The organism is Umezawaea sp. Da 62-37 (assembly GCF_032460545.1).
GTDB lineage: Bacteria > Actinomycetota > Actinomycetes > Mycobacteriales > Pseudonocardiaceae > Umezawaea.
Genome location: NZ_CP135965.1, coordinates 9,757,171 through 9,776,554 on the forward strand (window position 1 = coordinate 9,757,171; position 19,384 = coordinate 9,776,554).

At 66.4% G+C, this 19,384-nt stretch carries 13 protein-coding genes and 3 pseudogenes; 10 read left to right on the forward strand and 6 right to left on the reverse strand.

From position 1 onward, the window contains the following. The first annotated feature begins 313 nt into the window (after positions 1 to 313). The 3 genes and pseudogenes from ligA to RM788_RS44145 all read left to right on the forward strand — a co-directional run bounded on the left by ligA (position 314) and on the right by RM788_RS44145 (position 3,626). Entirely contained in the window at positions 314 to 2,386 is a 2,073-nt protein-coding gene (gene ligA, locus RM788_RS44135; RefSeq protein WP_315926558.1) for an NAD-dependent DNA ligase LigA, read from the forward strand. A 470-nt stretch (positions 2,387 to 2,856) separates the two neighbouring features. Then, positions 2,857 to 3,069: pseudogene (gene ssb / locus RM788_RS44140) on the forward strand (single-stranded DNA-binding protein); the annotation flags it as partial. 89 nt (positions 3,070 to 3,158) lie between these two features. Further along, on the forward strand, positions 3,159 to 3,626 hold the full coding sequence (locus RM788_RS44145; RefSeq protein WP_315922706.1) for a single-stranded DNA-binding protein: 468 nt from the start codon (positions 3,159 to 3,161) through the stop codon (positions 3,624 to 3,626). 45 nt (positions 3,627 to 3,671) lie between these two features. Here the strand turns inward: RM788_RS44145 and RM788_RS44150 are convergent, their stop codons facing one another. From RM788_RS44150 to RM788_RS44160, 3 genes are read right to left on the reverse strand one after another with little or no spacing between them, the layout of a single operon-like run. After that, positions 3,672 to 4,061, reverse strand: coding sequence for a DUF6262 family protein (locus RM788_RS44150; protein ID WP_315922709.1), 390 nt, complete (start codon positions 4,059 to 4,061; stop codon positions 3,672 to 3,674). Next, positions 4,048 to 6,354 carry a tyrosine-type recombinase/integrase gene (locus RM788_RS44155; RefSeq protein ID WP_315922711.1) on the reverse strand — a complete coding sequence of 769 codons (2,307 nt, stop codon included), beginning with the start codon at positions 6,352 to 6,354 and terminating at the stop codon, positions 4,048 to 4,050. The genes RM788_RS44150 and RM788_RS44155 overlap by 14 nt, the downstream gene beginning before the upstream one ends. Before the next feature lie 3 nt (positions 6,355 to 6,357). Then, positions 6,358 to 7,470, reverse strand: a complete 1,113-nt coding sequence (locus tag RM788_RS44160) for a tyrosine-type recombinase/integrase (RefSeq protein ID WP_315926560.1) — start codon at positions 7,468 to 7,470, stop codon at positions 6,358 to 6,360. A gap of 118 nt (positions 7,471 to 7,588) precedes the next feature. On the opposite strand from RM788_RS44160, the pseudogene RM788_RS44165 reads away from it, so the two are divergent. The 3 genes and pseudogenes from RM788_RS44165 to RM788_RS44175 form a co-directional block, all read left to right on the forward strand. Beyond that, positions 7,589 to 7,840 (forward strand): annotated as a pseudogene (locus RM788_RS44165) (single-stranded DNA-binding protein); the annotation flags it as partial. 164 nt (positions 7,841 to 8,004) lie between these two features. Beyond that, positions 8,005 to 9,266: pseudogene (locus RM788_RS44170) on the forward strand (IS701 family transposase). Positions 9,267 to 10,022: 756 nt separating this feature from the next. Then, positions 10,023 to 10,406, forward strand: a complete 384-nt coding sequence (locus tag RM788_RS44175) for a COG3415 family protein (protein ID WP_315934998.1) — start codon at positions 10,023 to 10,025, stop codon at positions 10,404 to 10,406. Here the strand turns inward: RM788_RS44175 and RM788_RS44180 are convergent. The 3 genes from RM788_RS44180 to RM788_RS44190 all read right to left on the reverse strand — a co-directional run bounded on the left by RM788_RS44180 (position 10,296) and on the right by RM788_RS44190 (position 14,644). Further along, a complete protein-coding gene (locus RM788_RS44180; protein ID WP_399341984.1) occupies positions 10,296 to 10,739 on the reverse strand; it encodes a transposase in 444 nt (147 codons plus the stop codon). The genes RM788_RS44175 and RM788_RS44180 overlap by 111 nt on opposite strands. After that, positions 10,700 to 11,161, reverse strand: a complete 462-nt coding sequence (locus tag RM788_RS44185; protein WP_315926562.1) for a helix-turn-helix domain-containing protein — start codon at positions 11,159 to 11,161, stop codon at positions 10,700 to 10,702. The genes RM788_RS44180 and RM788_RS44185 overlap by 40 nt, the downstream gene beginning before the upstream one ends. A 762-nt stretch (positions 11,162 to 11,923) precedes the next feature. After that, positions 11,924 to 14,644, reverse strand: coding sequence for a DUF7779 domain-containing protein (locus tag RM788_RS44190; protein WP_315926563.1), 2,721 nt, complete (start codon positions 14,642 to 14,644; stop codon positions 11,924 to 11,926). A 608-nt stretch (positions 14,645 to 15,252) separates the two neighbouring features. Between RM788_RS44190 and RM788_RS44195 the strand changes: the two genes are divergently transcribed. The 4 genes from RM788_RS44195 (at position 15,253) to RM788_RS44210 (ending at position 19,239) form a co-directional block, all read left to right on the forward strand. Beyond that, the gene (locus RM788_RS44195; RefSeq protein WP_315926565.1) at positions 15,253 to 16,404 is read left to right on the forward strand and encodes a DUF932 domain-containing protein; all 1,152 of its coding nucleotides are present in this window, start codon (positions 15,253 to 15,255) and stop codon (positions 16,402 to 16,404) included. 194 nt (positions 16,405 to 16,598) lie between these two features. After that, positions 16,599 to 17,552, forward strand: coding sequence for an N-6 DNA methylase (locus RM788_RS44200; RefSeq protein WP_315926567.1), 954 nt, complete (start codon positions 16,599 to 16,601; stop codon positions 17,550 to 17,552). A 209-nt stretch (positions 17,553 to 17,761) separates the two neighbouring features. Continuing rightward, positions 17,762 to 18,025 carry a hypothetical protein gene (locus RM788_RS44205; RefSeq protein WP_315926569.1) on the forward strand — a complete coding sequence of 88 codons (264 nt, stop codon included), beginning with the start codon at positions 17,762 to 17,764 and terminating at the stop codon, positions 18,023 to 18,025. A gap of 203 nt (positions 18,026 to 18,228) precedes the next feature. Continuing rightward, complete coding sequence (locus RM788_RS44210; RefSeq protein ID WP_315926571.1) at positions 18,229 to 19,239, forward strand: AAA family ATPase; 1,011 nt, start codon at positions 18,229 to 18,231, stop codon at positions 19,237 to 19,239. Positions 19,240 to 19,384 lie beyond the last annotated feature (145 nt).

Here is a 19,384-nt window from a genome sequence, read left to right on the forward strand (position 1 = left end):
CCGAGCCTCAAACGACCTCGGTGACCGGCGCAGCTGTCGACACTGCCACCGACGGTGTCCGCGATTTGTCGGGTCAGGCACGGTGGCGATCGAATGGCCTGGGTGCGCAGCACCCGCGATGGAACAACGACTCCGCCGGTGAACTCGACGTTGCGGCGCGGGACGTGGACATCGCAGCGGAGCAGACCAGGACCGTCAGGGCAAGGCGGCGGGCGCGCCGAACGCGCCCCGAAGGCGCCTTGCCCTGGCTTCCCAGTGGTCTGCTTGCCCGTGCGTGGTCCACGTTCCCACACCACGCCAGGAGTTCCTACCCATGCCCGCAGCTCTGCTCGGCGGCACCGCCGCCACACCGTTCCCCCACCGCGACGAGTTCGAGGAGGCCGTCACCGCGCTCGTCACCGCCTCCGCCGCGTACCACAACACCGACGACGCGCTCATGGACGACGGCGAGCACGACCATCTCCTCGCGCGGATCGCCGCCACCCACCACCTGCACCCGGACTGGGACGACCACGGGGTGCTCACCTCGGTCGCCCCCGGTGCTGCCGCCGGCGATGTCCACCACCCGACGCCGATGCTGAGCCTGGACAAGGTCACCACCGATGACCAGGTGGCGGCGTTCGTCGACCGGCTCGGCGGCGCGGACGTCGTGGTGGAGTTGAAGTTCGACGGACTGGCAGTACGCGCCGGCTACAAGCGCGGACAGTTGGTGCTGGCCGCAACCCGCGGCGACGGCACCCACGGGGAGAACATCACCGCTCAAGTGCTGCGCCGCGGCGGCATCCGCGGTCTGCCCGCCGCCCTCCCGCGCCCCTGGACCGGCGAGGTCCGCGGCGAGGTATTCCTGACCGGCGCCGACTTCGCCACCGCCAACACCAACCGCATCAGCCACGGCAAGGCCGCGTTCGCGACTCCCCGCAACGCCGCCTCCGGCACCCTGCGCAAGCAGCACCTGCACTACGAGGTGCCGATGAGCTTCGCGGCCTACGCAGCCGCGGGCGCCGAGTTCGACGCGATCGACAGCCACCTGGAACGCATGGCCGTCCTCAAGACGATGGGCATCCAAGTCGCCTCGGCGCTCACCGTCGGCTCGGTGGACCCAGGCCTTCGCATCCGCTGCACCACCACCGAGGCGGTGCGGGCCGTCATCGCCGAGATCGGAGAACGTCGCGCCTTCATGAGCGTGCCGATCGATGGTGTGGTCATCAAGGCGGACTCCCGTGCCGCGCGGCTGCGGTTGGGCAGCGGCACCCTCGCGCCGCGCTGGGCAGCCGCGTACAAGTTCGCCCCCGACCACGCGTTCTCCGTCCTGCGCGCCATCGAAGTCGGTGTCGGCCGCACCGGCCGGATGAGCCTGACCGCGGTGATCGACCCGGTCGCCGTCGACGGCACCACCATCACCCGCGCGTCGCTGCACCACGTCGCCTGGGTGACAGGCCAGCACCTGGGCGTCGGCTCGAAGGTCGCCGTGGTCCGTGCCGGAGAGGTGATTCCGCGCGTAACCGCCGCGGTGGGGGAGCAGCCCGAGGGAGTGCTGCCCTGGCAGCCGCTGCCGGCCTGCCCGAAGTGCGACCAACCGTGGGACACCACGCAGCAACTGTGGAGGTGCTCGACACCAGCCTGCTCGCTGGTGTCGTTGCTGACCTACGCGGCGTCGCGGGACGTGCTCGACATCGACGGACTCGGCGAGGAGATCGCCACCGCCCTGGTCGACGCCGACCTGGTGCGCGACCCGGCCGACCTCTATGACCTGACCGTCGAGCAGATCGCCGCCGTCGTCTACTCACGTGCCGCGGGTGGTGAGAGGGCTTCTCGACGGATCGGTGAGGCCACCGCGACCAAGCTGGTCGCCGGGATCGCGGCGGCCAAGGCGCAGCCACTGGCCCGGCACATCACCTCCCTGGGCATCCGGATGACCGGACGCAGCGTCGGACGCTGGCTGGCTGCCCACTTCGGATCGCTGGAGGCGCTGCGCGCCGCCGGCGTCGAGGACCTGGCCTCGATCGACCGCATCGGCCCGGCCAAGGCCGAGTCCATCCACGAGGGACTGCGGTCGGCATCGGCGGTCATCGACCGCCTGATCGCCGCCGGGATCACCACCGAGATCGAGAAGCCCGAGGCCGGCGAGGAAGTCTCGCTGCCGTGGACGGGCAAGACGGTGGTCATCACCGGTTCGGTACCGGGGATGAGCCGCGGCCAGGCGCAGGAAGCCGCGGTCCGACTGGGTGCCACGGTGTCCGGTTCGGTCAGCGCGAGGACCGACCTGGTCATCGTCGGGGCGGGCACGTCGACCCGCAGCAAGCTGGCCAAGGCCGAGCAGCACCAAGTGCCGACGATGCCCGCCGAGGCGTTCGTCGCCCTACACGCCGACACCGTCAACCGCTGACCGCCCATCCAAGGATGCTCGCGCCGAGCCACTGTCCAGGCTCGGCGCGAGCACCACGGTCGAACGCGACATCAGGACTGCACAGCCCGCCTTGACTGCTCAGAGCGACCATCGAGGTCCGCAAGCGGCCACCACCACACTGCCGACAGGGCAGTCCGACCCACCCTGCAGAGCCGTGCCGCAGTGCCACGGAAAGCGGCCGGGCACACACCACAGGTACCGACCTGCGGATGTCCGCCCTCGGCCTGTTGTGCCTCTCGGCCCGGCAGACTCGTCGTCCTCGGCCGGTGGGTGATTCGTGACCCGCTGAACGGAAGCAGACCGTCCTGACACGGTCAAGGCAGGCCGCTACGCGGTCGGCTCCGCCGATCCTTGACAATGCCCCTCCTGGCCCGCTTGCCGACGCGTGTTCACGCCCCACCCGCCCCCCGTAACGGACAACGCATCTGTTGCGAGACAAGGAGAACACAATGGCCAGCGAGACCGCGATCACCGTGATCGGCAACCTGACCGCAGACCCTGAATTGCGCTTTACCCCAGCCGGGGCGGCGGTCGCGAACTTCACCGTCGCCTCCACTCCCCGCACGTTCGACAAGGCGTCGGGCGAGTGGAAGGACGGCGACGCGCTGTTCCTGCGATGCAGCGTCTGGCGCCAGGTCGCGGAGAACGTCGCGGAGTCGCTCATTATGTGTAGCTCCAGCTGAGAAGTGCTTCTTTAGCAGCGACTTTGTGTCGTGGACATGTCCGTATCGAATAGCAAGGAGTGCTGATCATGGCTGGAGACACCGTCATCACGGTCATCGGAAACCTGACCGCCGACCCGGAGTTGAAGTTCACCCCCTCCGGTGCCGCAGTCGCGAACTTCACCGTCGCTTCCACTCCCCGCACGTTCGACAAGGCGTCGGGGGAGTGGAAGGACGGCGACGCGCTGTTCCTGCGGTGCAACCTCTGGCGCCAGGCTGCCGAAAATGTTGCTGAGAGCCTCACTCGTGGGGCGCGAGTGGTAGTCCAGGGGCGCTTGAAGCAGCGGTCTTTCGAGACGAAGGAAGGCGAGAAGCGCACTGTCGTCGAGCTGGAAGTCGACGAGATCGGCCCGTCGCTGCGCTATGCGACCGCCAAGGTCACCAAGGTCAGTCGCAACGGAAGTGGGTCGAACCCGGCCGCTGCGAACGACCCGTGGGGATCTGCTCCCGCGCCGGTCGGAGCAGGCTCAGGGTTCGCCGACGAGCCGCCTTTTTGATCTGTTGGTAGTGGTTCTGGCCGGAAATCCGCCCGGCCAGAACCACTACGAGGAAGCATCTATGCGGAGTCGCCTGATCTCGCCGTGGGCCGTCTCCAGCCGTTTAGTCAAGTCGGCGTTGGCGGCGCGCAGGTCTTTCACGCGCGTTAGAGCTGCGTCGAGCCTGGCGCGAAGCGAGGCGATGCTTGCGGGTTGCGGGCCGGTTCGGGCTGGTGAGGGGGCTCCTTCCTTGATCTGGTTGATCGCGGCGACCAGATCCGTCTTGGTGTAGAGCCAGGACCGAGAAACGTTCGCGGTGCGGGCGATTCCGGCGACCGTCACCGGCTTCCTGGTCTTCTGCGCGGCGGTGATGGCTTTCTCGGCGCGAGCTCGCGCTTCGCGGCTGCGCCGTTGGGTGGCTTCGAGCAGGAATGCGCTGTTGTCAGCCGGTGGCATCGAGGTCCTCCACTTGGCCGCCGGCCACGATCTGCTGCGGGCCGGTCTTCTTCAGCGTCGCGATGAGGGTGTCCAGTTTGATCAACACCTTCGTGTTCTTCTCGGCGATCCGCTTCATTCCCGAGTGCTCCGCGTCGGTGATCAGCCGTATGGTCTCGTCGCGTTGTCTGGTGTGCTGGTCCAGGAAGTCGCTGGTGGTAAGGAAGAAGCGGCAGTCCAGGCACGGGTTGGCATATTCGCAGTCGGTCTGGATGGGAGCGCCGCAGTAGCCGTTGGGCAGCGTGACCTTCGCGCGGACCATCGACAGGCGCATCCACTGCGCGTCAGCCAAGGGATGCCCGTCGTCGAGCTCGACGACCTTGCCCGCGGAGTTGACTTTTGTGGCTCGTTCCCAGTGCTCGCGGACCGTCTTGTCGAGCAATCGGGCGTAGATAGCCGTCATCTGGGGCGACATGTGGTCAAGTAGTTGCTGTACCACGTGTTGAGGGACGTCGGCGTTGATCAGGCGAGTTCCGACGGTGTGGCGGAACTGATGGGCGGTGACCTTCGTCGGCTTGTCCTTGTGGACGAGTTTGATCGTCCCCAGCCAGACTTTCAGCTGGCTTCGCCACCAACTGTTGGTCGCGGACTTGGTGCCGTCGAGGTTGGCCTGGTGGCCGGGGGACAGCCATGCCGAGCCCTGCGGGAAGCGTTCGGCGACTCGGCGTTGTTGTTCGGTGATGTCGGTGGCGAGGTCCTCGCTGATGGGGAAGAACGCCATCCGGCCGCGCATCTTGTAGTTGAGCCAAGCGAGATAGGGGGCGCCTGATTCGTCCCGGACGATGCAGTCGATCGGGAGCTTGCGGGCGTCTTTGAGCCGAAGACCACAGTTCATCAGGATTTTGAGGATCAGCCGTCCGTCGTCGCTGGGGAACAGCGCGAGGTTTGCCGGTGCCTCCATCTGGCGCATGACGTCTTCGGGGATCCAGCGCGGCTTGGACGGCTTGCGAGGTGGGGTGTCGTCGTAGCAGAACGCGGTCGGCGACAGACCCGGCAGCCAGGAGTGCCGGTGAGTGTCGCGCAGGAACGTCGCGAGGGACGTGATCTTCGTCCGGCGGGTGTTGGCGTCGGGGTAGTCGAGCAGCAGGGCGGCCAGCCACTGCTCGATGCGGTCGCGATCAAGGTCTGCGACAGTCGCGCTCGCGCCGAGGAAGACCGCGAACTTGGTCACCCCGGCGATGTTGATGGACTGCGTGGCCGGATCGACGTCCTGGGTCAGGCGCCAGCGAGACCAGCGTTTGACCACCTCGCGCAGCCATTGCTGCGGGATGCCTCCGAACCGGTAGTAGCGCACCGACTCGTTTTGAATGCCGAACACTCGCAGGTCCCAGGTATCGCGGGGCATCTGGTCGGCCCAGGGATCACCGTCGGCTCCCAGGATCTGCAGCCGCAGGCGGGTGTCGCGCAGGAACTGCAACGCGGTGGATTTGGTGCTGGTGCGGCCTTTACGGTTGCTGCCGACGAATGCCTTCCATCGTTTGTCGTCCCAGTCGAGCAGGCTGGTCAGACCGTCGTCGACGGCACGTTCCAGCAGACCGACCGATTCTCGGACGGTGCGGATCATCGTGCGCTTGCTGGCTTCGTCATGGCGGCACTGCAGCCCGAATTGGACCTCCAGGCGCAGATGCCGTTCCAGGTGTGCCAGTTTCAGCCGGGGATCTCCCGCGTGTTCGAGGTCGCGGAACCACTCGGCGAGGTCGGGGCGTCCGCGGGTGCGCCAGCGTTCGTAGTGCGTCCGGCAGAGCGCGATGTTCGGGCCGTCTGTCCACCGAGGACAGCCGATCGGGAAGCTGCAGTCGCGTTCGCCGAGGCCGTTGGTCGCCGGCGATGAGTAGGTGGTCCGGCCGATCCAGGTAGCCACGTCCGGACGCCCGTGTCGGGTCCATCCTTCAAGATGACGATGGCACAGGCTGTGCGACTTCGCGGCGCGGTTGCACTGCTTGATCGCGCAGTCCACCGGCGGCGCCTTGCGTCGCCTGGTGTGGTCGTTCTCGCTGACGAGCCAGCGCTCGAACACGACCTCGGGCGTATTCCGCTCATGGGTCTTCCAGCGCTGGTAGTGCCCCTCGCAGAGCCCTTTGGCCGTGTGACTGATCAGGATCGCGCAGACCGGGACCACGCAGATTCCGGTGTAGAACACCCGGCTGTCACGTGGCGGACGGAACGGCTCGGCACGGAACTCGGGCCGAACGGTCTCCATGAGCAGTTCCAGCAGCTGCGGACCCTGACGCTGCCGTTCGACAAGCGCTGCCATCGCTCAGTTCACCCCGGCCAGAACGCCTGCCTGGACCAGCGTCCGGCGGTGATCTTCCATGGTCAGGTGGCCGTAGATGTCCCAGGTCGTCTGGACACTGTTGTGTCCCAACAGTTCCGAGACCACCTCGACCGGTACTTTCGCTCGCAGAAGCCGCGTGGCGTAGGTATGCCGCAGAACATGGGACGAGTAGTGGGCGACACCGCTGCGCCGGCGCAGTCTGGAGGTGATGTCCTTGACGTTATCCCTCGTCATCGGCGCCCCGTAGGAAGCGGAGGAGCCGAAGAGGTTGACGAACACGTAGTCGCTGTCGAGCGTGCTGTACTCGATTTCCATGTAGTCCGCGTAGGAGTCCAGGACCGCGGGACCGATCGGGACCGTGCGGGCTTTGAGGCCTTTGACCTGGGCCTCGTTGACGTTGAACTCGCGCGGGACAACATGGACCTCGCCAGCTCGCAGCCGCAGGTCTTCGTGCCTTAACCCGAGCGCCTCCCCGCGCCGTAGTCCGGTCTGGTCGAGCAACGTGACCCAGAACCGCTCCCGAGCTCGCTGACACGCGGCACGCACTCGCGCAACCTCGTTGCTGGTCAACGTTTTTGGGATCGCTCGGACCGGCTTCAGCGCGATGGGGCTGTAGCCGTCGACGTCGATCCCACGGCGCTGGGTGTGGACCAGCATCGGCACGTAGTTGCCCGTGGGACGACGTCCTTGGGGATCACCGAGCAGGGCCGGGATGGAGGAGTCGCGGCGCGAGTGGAATCGGTAGAAGCTCCCCAGCGCAGCACGTTTGCGGACAAGCGTGCTGGTGTTCAGCGCCGACTCGGCGCTCGGCAGGACGAATACCCCGGGTGTCCGCGTCGCCGGAGGCTTGCGCAGCCAGTCGAAGAACTCGCCCAGCTGCTCCAGCGTCAACGTCCGGAAGTCCCGGCCTCGTTGATCCAGCCAGGTGAAGAAATCGGCCAAGTCATGAGCGTAGGCCTGCACGGTGTTCGGCGACCGCCGCCGAGCAGTCAAGCCAGACAGGAAGTCGTCGACCGGCCAGATCGGAAGATGGTCCGGCCCGACGACCGTGTACGACACCGGGCCGCCGCCAGACCGCAGCCGTTGAACCAGCACCACAAAACCCCAGATTCACGTCATGGACACAGCAGTGTCGGGTGTCCGTGACGAACACCCGACACCAAGATCAACAACCATACCTACATCGAGGACACCGTCTGGACGACCCCCCATAACCCTCACCCGTGGTTCGCGGGTATTGGTGAGCGGCAGGCTCAGGCAGCGGTCGTTCGAAACCAAGGAGGGCGAGAGGCGCACCGTCATGGAGCTCGAGGTCGACGAGATCGGCCCGTCGCTGAGGTGGGCCACCACCAAGATCAACAAGACCAGCCGTAGCTCCGCCGAGGGCGGCAACGCCAACGGCGACGCTTGGGCCTCCGCGCCACCCGCGGCCGAAGGCACGTTCGCCGACGAGCCGCCGTTCTAATACTACAGCCGCATAGTGTGATCGTGGCTGGCGTGTCGTGATCGGGAAGCCAGCCATCGTGTGATCGACTCCCTGGCGTGTTGAGTGTGGAGCAGGACACGTGGTCGCTATCCGGGACGGCCGAAGATGATCGTCTGACGCGGTGGCGGGCGGGATTCGCGGACATGTTCGCGCTGGTGGCGGGTCGGTTCGCGCAGGCGGACTCGCGGCGCCGTGCCCGGATGTACGTGCTGGGCCTGCTGTCGGGCACCGAGCGGAAGAACTCCTGGACGCTGGCGGAACAGGCCGGTGACCTGTCCCCGGACGGCATGCAGCGATTGTTGAACCTCTACCGCTGGGACGCCGACGCGGTGCGCGACGACCTGCGCGGCTACGTGCTGGGCCACCTCACCGATCCCGGCGGTGTCATGGTCGCCGACGAGACCGGATTCCTCAAGAAGGGCACCAAATCCGCCGGAGTGCAACGCCAGTATTCCGGCACCGCGGGACGAATCGAGAACTGCCAGCTCGGCGTGTTCCTGGCCTACGTCTCACCCAAAGGTCGGGCGTTGATCGACCGAGAGCTCTACCTCCCGAAGTCCTGGACCGAGGACCGCCAGCGGTGCGCCGAGGCCGGGATCGGAGACGACGTCGGGTTCGCGACCAAACCCGCCCTGGCCGCGCGGATGCTGGGACGACTGCTCGACGCCGGCGTCGACGTGCCCTGGTTCACCGCCGACGAGGCCTACGGCGACAACCCCGGACTGCGGACCTGGCTCGAGAAACACGACCTGGACTACGTCATGGCCGTGTCGTGCGACGACCGGTTCACCACCCCGCGCGGCCCGGTTCGGGCCGACGAGTTGGCCGCGAGTGCGCCACGCAAGGGATGGCAACGACTCTCGGCCGGCGCCGGCGGCAAAGGGCAACGTCTCTACGACTGGCTGCTGCTCGATCCCGGCGCCGGCACCCACCACCTGTTGGTGCGCCGCTCGATCGACAGACCCACCGAACTGGCCTACTACATCTGCCACACCCGCCGGTCGGTCCCGTTGGCCGAACTCGTCCGCGTCGCCGGGAGTCGGTGGGGTGTGGAGGAAACCTTCCAGTTCGCCAAGAACGAGACCGGTCTGGACCACTACCAGGTCCGCAAATACGACGCCTGGTACCGGCACATCACCCTGTCCCTGCTCGCCGCCGCGTTCCTTGCCGTCACCGCCCACACCGAACGGACCCTCGACGCAAAAGGGGCTCCATCGGAGGCCATAAGTGTCTGATTCCGTTGTCGTGTAATGAGATCAGACGTCTATGGGCCAGCCTGACCAGGCCCACGCACCCACGAACACGCATCGACCACTGGTCGGACTGGCGACGACTCCATCAGACCCGCGCCCGCCACAGCCATTACCAGCGACAACGCCTCAAATATCCCAGATTGCGGCTGTAGTACTAATTGCATCCCTGGATGAGGGCGACACCCAAGGTGTCGCCCTCATCGAAAGGTGTGCTTCACCGAGATCGACGACGTCCAACCCGTCATTGACGTAACGTCTCAGAGCGAAGTTGGGTGCGTCGTCAGGTACAGTCCTCGCGACTGGCCCTGACCAGTCACGAGAGGCACCCAGGGGCTGAGCGCCTAACCCTGTCCAGCAGCCCCAGGGACACGACCCCGAGCAAGGAAGCCTGCCGGACAGGGGCTGAGGAGCAACACCGGGCCCGAACCCGAGCTTCTCTAGTGAGTGCTGGTGGCACGTGACCCTTGTGGTAATCATCGTTGTTGCTCCCCTGATTGCTAGCATTCTCGTATTTTTAATCATATTTACCTATTCATGGTGGATTGTTAGATTCACTAAGGATGAAAAATCACTTCGCGAAGTGGCGGGATTGCTGAGGGCGGTCAGGGATCTGCTTCGCCGCAGTAAATTGTAGCGGTTGATTTCGGGTTCTGGCCACTTTGACCATTTGCGGGGTGGCCACAATTTTGATTTATTGCTGACATCAAATTAATTCCGGGAGCTCGGGGTCTCCTGGACAGCAAGAGTCACGTCACCCGCCATCGGCCAGACCGGGTCGATGGCGGGTGACGCCCCTTGGGAACCGGTCGACCGCGAGCTAGTGGTGCTGCCCAGATCGTTGAGCCGGTATTGATCTCCCGAGCCGACCGAGTCAGGCTGGTCCCGCTTGTCGAGTGCGGGAGGTGGCCATGGCTCGTCGTCCGGGCGTGTTCGTCCACGGGGTATCGATGGAAGAAGGACGCAAGCTGCAGCGGATCACCAGGACCGCGAAGGACCCAGTGACGCTGCGGCGGGCGATCGTGGTGCTGATGTCCGGCCAAAGCCAAGCGGTCCGCGACATCACCTCGTTGATGCAGGTCGGCGAGGATTACATGCGTGACGTGATCTACGCGTTCAGCGAACGGGTGTTCGCGGCGCTGGATCCAAAATGGACACCGTTGGCGAACTGCGGCCCGCTGCCGTCAGGCAGCGGGCCGCAATGCCGCAAAGTGGGATCTTCGGGTTGCGGCCAGAGGTGTGTCGTCCCACCAGGCGTTGAGGCGGTTGAAGTTGATACCTGCCGCGGTGAGTAGGTGTGGGAGGTTGGTCTTGGCCAGACCTCGGTAACGGGATCGGCGCAGGCCGAAGGCTCTGACACCTTGGTCGATGGTGCCTTCGACGCTTGCTCGGTGCTGATAGCGCTGTTGCCACTGGTCGGTCCGCTGCTCGACGCGGGCTTGTTGAAAGGCCCGATGTTGGGCGTGGTGTCGCAAGGTGGGTCTGCTGCACGGATTGGTGACATCTGAGTTGGCTTGGGTGATGTCCGCAGTCGAGCCGGACGCGGTGGCGCCGCAGAACAGCATCCGGCCGACCTCGTCAGTAAGGATCATGGTCTTGATGGCGTTCTGCCTGCTCTTGCCCGACATAAACCGGTCGCGACCAGCGGCACCTGCCGGAGGTCGACGTACCGGACCTCGGTCGCGTCGAGAATGGCGTCGTTCCCACTGCGGCCGAGGTGGTTGACCACCTCGGCAAGGGTCCGCAATCGCCGACCATCCTCGACTCGGCAACCATGTTCGGCCAGTAGCGGTCGGACTTCGTTGACGGCACGGGTGATCGTGGAGCGATCGACCCTGAACCACGCTGCCAGGACGTCATGCGTGATCCCGCGTCGTGGATGCACCAACATCGCCAGCAAAACGATCCACCAATACCAACTTGTACTTCGCCCCCGCACCCGGCGCGCGGAAACGGAGCCGGGAGACAAGCCGAGCCTCCTGTCGGGCCTGCCACAGCGGCCGATCTCGGCCACCAGGCTCGAGATCACCTCGTTCGGCAAACCCGTCACTCGATGACTGGACAGAACCGCGGCACGACCCGCATCAAGATCACCTCAGGCCGTCGGTGCAACCATGCACGAGGTCGTTAGAGCCGGTCAAAATCTCTTTCTGCGAACACCAGGGCTGCGGGTGTCGGACCGCCACGCAGACAGCCGCTCGAAGAACCAGGGGTCGAGCACGACGGCCAAGCCGAAGGTGGACATGGTCAACCACTTGCGGATGACGAACTGGAGCTGGACACAGGTTGGCCGCCGAGCGCTGGTGTCCGAGCGCGAACACCATGAAGTTCACTGCCGTCGCCACGGACCCTGGGGGCACAGGACGCTGCACCGCGCCGAGTTGGAGCAGCTCGACCACAGACCGCGGTAAGGCAGCACAGCGACGAACACCAGGCCGTCGTCAACCCGCCCGCGCATGCCAGGCCGCTGTATCGAGCTGCAGACATCGGAACAGCACCGGCTGGTATTCGCGCTTGAGTCGATTCCGGCGATCTCTGTCAGGCGCAGATGCAGTCGACAGCTCGATGTACGGCATCATCTTCTGGCTAGGCGGGCCAGTGTCGCTGTGACTGAGCGTCCGAGTTGGCCAGTTGATCATGCTTATTGGCCAGCCTGCCGCCAAGCTGGCCTGGACGTTCCTCCATCCCATCGCACTGTCATGCCGAGTTGCGGATGTCGATTTGAGGTCTCCAGAGCCGCTTCGGCTGTCAGGATGATCTGGCGTTGTTGACGAAGGGTGCTGCCGGGGGTGATGCCCAGGTCGCTGGATCATCACCGGACACCGGAGGCCCGTTTCGCTCGTGTCCGCAGTCGACGCAGCATGTCGTCGAGCCGCTGGCGAAGTCCGCTTGTCGTCAGGGTCGCCCGTCGAGCTGCGAGCAACGCGACCAGGTCTTTGTCGTCCGAAACGGCGACCAATGCCGCATCCACCTCGGCGAGCGCAGCCGAATCATCCCCGAACTGTCGCCGCATCCGATCGTGCCGTGACGCATCGGTGACGTAGTGGACTAACCGCACGGCATGTCCAGCCGCCAAGAGAGCCGATGGAAAGCCGATCAGCAGGTACTCGGGCGTTTCCTCGGGCCACCCGCGCTCCCCGTAGCCTCTCGCCCACGTCCACAGCCGACGCCGGTAGTTCTCCAGACGCGCTCCCAGCAGCTCTGATGCCCAACTCTGCAGCACCTCATGCCCAAGCAGGTACACGTACGTCTCGCCACGCCTGCGACGCACCAGACTCCGCTCGTTGCTCGAGAGCAGGTCGGAAAGTGTGGCGTCGCCCAAGCCGGTCAGCTCGGCGAGATCGGTTGTCGTCAAGCCGCTACGCGCAGCGGCGAGCAGGCCGAGCAGATCGTGTTCCTTCTCCGACCCGTTCAGCAGTTGCTTCAGTTCCTGTTCCACGTCTGCCCTCATGGCCCGTGCGTGTGCGCTGGGCGGCAGCGACTGCACGACCTCGACGGTCCGTAAGGGGTGTTCCGCGGGAAGGTCTGCGGGCAATGGTGGGTTCGGCCGCGCGGTCACCACGATCCGCAACCCCGGCGGCGTGTGTGTAGGCAGCAGCGCGGCGATGCTGCCGTCCAGCCCGCGGTCCTCGTCCATGCCGTCGACGATCAGAAGCAGGTGCTCGCTCCGTGCGCGACAGGCCGTCGCCACCTCGTCGAGAAGACTCAGCAGTGCGGCCTCCCGAAGGGCCGCGGTCGGATGCACCGGGAACGGCAGGCCCGTGATCGTCAACAGCTGTTCCAGCACGGTGTTCACGAACGCCGCCCGGTCTGCCTGGCCTGCAAACCGCCCTGTAACGAAGAATGACACCACGGTCACCCGCTCGGGCGGGTGCAGCGCGAACCACGATAGCAATGCCGTCTTCCCTGACCACGGTCCCGCCCGCAGCCAGAGATAGCCGGGTTCGTCGTCGCTTGTGCTGAACGCTGCCAGCGTCGCCAGTTCGTGATCGCGTCCAGTCAGCATGTTTGGCGCGATGCGCTCGATCTGCCGTGAGTAGGCGGAACGCACCTGCGAAGGACCCCCGGTGACCTGGCTTTGCAGGTACACCCCCAGCCGGGCCAGCAACGCCTTCGCCTGTGCGTCCGATGCCCCCAGACCCTCTGCGTGCTCGATCACCGCGCTGGCGTGAGCCGCCAGTTCCGCACACTTCGTCCACTGTCCCGGATCGCCTGGGAACGGCGGGAACAGCGCGTTCACCAGCGCGACGGCCTGCTGAGCCCACGTTCGCACGTCGGCCCCCAGCTGCAACCGCGTCACCTGCGCCACCAACCGGTGCACTCGGATCCGGTGCTGCTCGTCACCGCGCGCCACCAGACTCGTCCGTACGAGGCTGCCGACCACCCGTTCCCGGTCGAAGACACCGACCGCGGCCGCCAGCTCGGCAGGCAGGTGTTCGCTCTCCGACAGCAGCAGGTCCAGGTCGACGTCCTCCGGATCCAGGAACGCGCACAGCCGCAGCAACTCCAACGCCGCAGGTTCCTCGGTCGCCAAGTGCTCGTGGTGCAGCAACCATGTCGTGGCGACGCTCGCGGGATACCCGTCGACCCGTTGGGCCAGCAGCCGCCCGGCCGCCTCACTATCCTGGTACAGCACCAGATAGCTTTCGATCGGCAGGTCATACAGGTCCAGATAGGCGGCAGCCTGCGCGAGCGCCAGCGGCAGGTCGCCGAGTGTCCACGCGAGCTCGCCAGCCGTGTCCACGCGGTACCGGTGGATCGCTCGCGCCAGATACGCTAGCGATTCCTCCCGGGTGAACAGGTCGAGATCGACCTGGACTGCTGTCGCCTCCCAGCCACGGAATCGGCTGGTGATCAGTGTGGCCCCAGGGCCGCCGACCAGCCAGGGGCGCACATCCTCGGGCTTCGAGACGTTGTCGAACACGATCAACCAATCCGCCCGACCCTGCAGCGCTGCCCGCACCTCCCGCATGGTCCGGGCCTGGTCGCGCACGGGCTTCAACCCCAACGTCGGTGCGAGCCGACCGAGGTCCTCCACCAGCGTGGACTCCGCCTCCGCCCGGATCCACCAGACGATCGAGTACCGGCCGGATACGTGGCCACGATGGGCGAGTTCGAGCGCGATGGCCGACTTGCCCACCCCGCCCAAACCATGCATCGCGACCACCGCGACCGGACCGCCGGTGAACTCCGCCTCGATGCGCTCGAACGTGGAGTTACGACCAACGAACGCCGGGTTTCGCGGCGGAAGGTTGTGTACCGGTGCGAGCTCGGCTGGCCCTACTACCGACTCCGCAACAGGTTCCCCCGCAGCCCGCCATTGGATGACGGCGCCGATGACGATCATCAAGACGAGCAGCAGTCCAACCGCGCCCCACATCAACACCGGATCGTCGGTCCACTGGGCGAACCTCGGCGGCACAGCCGCAGTAGCGAAGTTGATTACAACTGCCAGCAGGCCGGTCAGTAGCAGGCTAAGTCCGCCCAGCAGCACGCCCCTGCTGGGTGACCGCCAGCGCCGCTTCTTCGCCATGAACGCACATCATCCCAGAACGCACCCGTCCGACAACGAGCTGGTGCGTCACCTGACCTCGGGTGCCGATGTCAACGTCACTCGATGCCCTCCTGCTCACCAGAAACTGGTCAACGTCTTGGCGCCCCTGCGAGGCGGTTCACGCGAACAAGCACCGATACAACAGGACGGTCAGCCATCTGTTGATTATCCGCTCTTGTCGCGTTGTGTGCGTTTCGGCCGTTCTCGCCTGCGAGACGGCACCGACGGCGGCCGAGCGTCGGGCTGGCCAACTACCACGCTCAACTGGCCAACTCGGGTGCTCAGTCTCAGTCGCTGGCAAGGCCTGTCGGGCACGACGCCCGCACGGGTGGCGGCTGCGCACTCTGGACCGCCGTGCCGGCTGCGCCCGATGCCCGCCCGCCGACCCGTCCGGGGAGACAAGCCCCTACGGGGTCGCTGCGCGATCCCACCCGGACGGACCAGCGGCGAGCCCCGACCGACCGGCCTCGGCGGTCCGACCGAGCCGCGCCCCACCCGCAGGCGGGGCGTCAGCACCCGGCCGGAACACACCGCAGCCTCACACTGCCGGTCGGGTGGCCGCGATCCGTGAAGGAGCCGTCACCACGATGACCACCACCGAGATGACCACGCCGTTCACCCGCCGTCCGCAGCTGTCCCTGGACGAACTGCTCCAGCAGTTGCGTGAGCAGCAAGCCCGTCAGCAGGACATGGTCATTCCCGCGCACAAGATGCGCATCACCCCCGAAGGCCACCTCGAAGTCGACCAGCCGCGCCTGAGCGTCAACGGCGTCGACCCCACCACCCTGTTCGACCTGTCCAGGCCATTCGACGCCGGCATCGCAGGCAAGCTGGGCGTCCCGGCGATCTACATCACCCGGCTGCGCCAGCACGGGATGCTGTCGCTGTTCGCCGACAACGTCAACGCCTGGCTCGCCCAGGAGCCCAACAAGCCGTTCCTGGTCAGGACCTTCAGCCCACGCGACAACGAGGACCAGGGCCTGGCACGCGCCCTGCTGTCGGACTCCTACGCCTTCCGCGACAACCTGCCGCTACTGACCGCGGTACTCGACGGCATCGCCGACCGCGCGGCGGACGTCGAGATCAGCGGCGAACTGACCGAACGCCGCATGTACCTGCGGGTCTTCGCGCCGACCATCACCGCCGAGGCACCCCACCTGCTGGAGTTCTACCGGTCGCCGTTCAACGGCCAGTTCGGTCGCGACAACCCCGTGGTAGCCGCCGGATTCGAGGTGACCAACTCCGAGCTGAGCTTCGGCGCCTCCACGATCACCCCGAAGCTGCGCGTGCAGGTGTGCGACAACGGTCTGACGATCACCGAGGACGCCCTGCGCACCATCCACACCGGAGCCAAGCTCGATCACGGCGTCGTCCGCTACAGCGTCGACACCATCCGCAAGGAGCTGGAGACGGCCACGGCCAGGACCCGCGACGCCGCACGCACCTTTCTGGACCTGCCCTACATGGCCCGCAAGCTCGACGAACTCGCCCGCCGCGCCGAAGTCCAGGTCATCGACCCCAAGGCCACCATCGAGCACGTGGGCAAGGTCGTCGGCTACACCAAGACCGAGCAGGACGTGATCTTCGCCCACTTCACCCGTGGCGCGGACCCCTCCGCCGGGGGCGTCCTGCACGCGGTGACCAGCGCCGCCCAGGTCCTGTCCGACGCGGACGCGGCCTACGACATGGAGCGCAGCGCCCTCAAGGCACTCACCGTCGCCGCCGCCTTCCAGCGGTGACCCTCCAGGGGCCCGGCCGCGTCCTCCGCGGCCGAGCCCCTGGCCCGTGGTAGCGGAATCGCGCCGCCCGGTGCTTGAGCCGCCCAGCACAGCAGGCCGGGCCCGCGATGCCTGCTCGACGCCACCGCCGTTCCACGCCGGCGCGGTCCGCTCGCTCCGGCGTCGTTCACGTACCCCACCGCACGGAGACCACCATGTCCACGACTGCCGCTCGAATCAGCCCCGCCTCGGACAGACCTCACGAGCACGCCCTCAAGATCGCCGAGTACGCCACCGAAGCCTGGTTCAACGCGCACGGCAGCGCAGACCCGGCGATACCACTGTCCGTCCTCGCAGCCCTGTCGCTGATCAACCCGCCACACGGTGCACGGCACAGCATCGCCACCGAGCTGATCACGCTCGGCGCCGACGAGTTCGCCGACTCCATCCGCAGGATCTGGACGGTGTTCGTCCGGACCCGTCCGGACCTGCTCAACCCGGTCTACCCACTGCTGGAACCCTGGTTCGACCACGACCGCCCGATGTCACCGGAGAACCTGCGCGCGGCCAAACACGTGGCCGACCGCGTGTTGGGCATCGACCTGCTCGGCTTGACCGGAACCGAGAACCGACACGACGTCGACCTGCTGGGCCTGGTGCTGACCCTGCTGCGGCCCAAGTCCGCACTGCAAGGCCGCGGTCAGTACTACACCCCATCCGATGTCGCCGACATTCTGTCCCGCCTCTCCGGTCCGGCCCTGATGGCCGACCTCACCTCGAACGACACGTCTGCTGGATCGGAGATCCACGACCCGGCTTGCGGCACCGGCGGCTTGCTTCGTGCCACGGCCGAGTCACTCCGGCGCCGGGGCGCGAACCTCGCCGACTACGAGTGGTACGGCAACGACATCGACGCACTGGCGATCGCCGGGTTCGCCGTCAACGCGGTCCTCTGGGGACTGGGCTACAAGGTCGTGCTGGGAGTCGCCGACTCCCTCACCGAGCCCGACTGGACCCGAAAAGCGAATCGGATGCGCCAGGAAACCATCGACCTCGCCGTAGACGCCAAGCGCTCCACGCGCGTTCTGGACGCCGTTCGCGACATCGAGCGCCTGCTCGCCGACGACGTTGCCGACACCGACATGCCTCGTGCCCGGCACGAAGGCTGAACGGCCGCTCCTGATCGGCGCCGCAGGGACTCGCCCAGTTCAGCACGGCAGGCGGGGTTCGCGGCGATGAACCCGCCCGAGTGCGTCCCGGTGACGGTCCTCGCTGCGCTGCGGGCCACCGGGACGCACCAGCCGGAACCTCCGCCGCCAGGCCCCGCCTGCCGTGCCGCACACGGCACGTCCACAGCGGCACCAACCAGGAGAACCGAATGCAGCCCGACGACCCACACGACCGCAGCCACGCCATCACGGTCAACATCCCGCGCGGCGGGCCGGCGCCGTCCATCCACGTCAACGGGGAACCTGTCGACCTCGCCCGCGCCGCCGACAACGCCAGGAAGCTCCACGACCTCCGCGCCTTCCTTCGCCACGAGCGGGAAAAGGTTCGCACCGACTGTGCCGACCGCGAGGTCGCGGACATCCTGAGCCGCGCCATCAACTTGACCACCCCGGCGGACGAACCGCCGTTCTGAGCCACCTGGCCGGGTCGCTGCGTCCCCCGGCAGCGGCCCACCCGGTCGGGCACCGCCTCCCTCCGGTGCCCGACCGGCTCCAGCACGCAAATCACCACCTCGTGGCCCCGACCTCCGACGACGAGTCGGCGGAGTGAGGAGACCGGGACGCGGTGATGTCGCTGCACCACACACCGACCCACTTCCTGCGAAAGGGAGTATCCGTGCCTGCTTCCACCATCGTCGTGTCCAGCGGCCAGTTCCGCTTCTACGACGACTCCGTACAGACCTTCGACCGGCTTCCGGTGGCGACCTACGACATCGACTTCTCCAACATGACCGGATACAGCCTTCGCCAGGTCGCCCCGCTCGCGCCCGGTGAGGAGACCGTCTACGGCTCCCACACACAACGCGTGGATCGCATCGTGCGTGCCTACCAGGCCATGGACCGATCCTTAGGCGTGATCCTGTCCGGCGACAAGGGCATGGGCAAGTCGCTCATGCTGCGGATGCTCGCCGACAAAGCCCGCGAGCAACTGACGCTACCGACGATTCTCGTCCAGCACTCCACCCCAGGGCTGGCGTCCTTTTTGGACAACCTCGGCGAAGTCCTCGTCGTTTTCGACGAGTTTGAGAAAGTTTTCGCCGAAGACGAAGCGCAGACCCAGTTCCTGTCCCTGTTCGACGGACTCAGCGTGACCAAGCGCCTCTACGTCCTCTCGGTCAATCACCTGAACCGGGTCAACGAGTTCATGCTCAACCGCCCCGGCCGCTTTCACTACCACATGCGATTCGCCTACCCGGAACCCGAGACTGTCGCCACCTACCTCCGCGATCAGGTACCGGGGATCGTCGAGGCTCAGGTCGCCGAGGTCATCGAATTCTCTCGCAAGTACGACCTGAACTTCGACCACCTGCGGGCCATCGCCTTCGAGATGCGCATGGGGCAACCGTTCGCCGAGTCGATCGGTGATCTCAACATCAAACGCAACGGACGCCACGACACTGTGGTCGACGCCCGCGTCACCTGGCAGGACGGCGAGAGCGAGGTGTTCACCGGTCCCATCGACCTGTTCGACCTCGACGGCGCACAGTGGATCCGCAACCACGAGATCGACAGCAGCCTGAGGTTTCGGAGCGCCGGGATAAACCGGCATGGAGAAGGGGATGGAAGAGCCCTACATCGAAGGAGTAGCGATCCACGGTGGCCCCGAGTCATGCGTTGGCGTCCGTGAGGGCGACGGCGAAGCGTTGACAGGGGTACGTGCAGGCCGGGCTATTGAGCCGCGAAATCAAGGAGATCGGGGTGCCGACGTCGTCGAAACGGGCGGAAGGCAACATCGCTGGTGGCGCTATGCGCGAGTCGCCAGGGGACCCCGC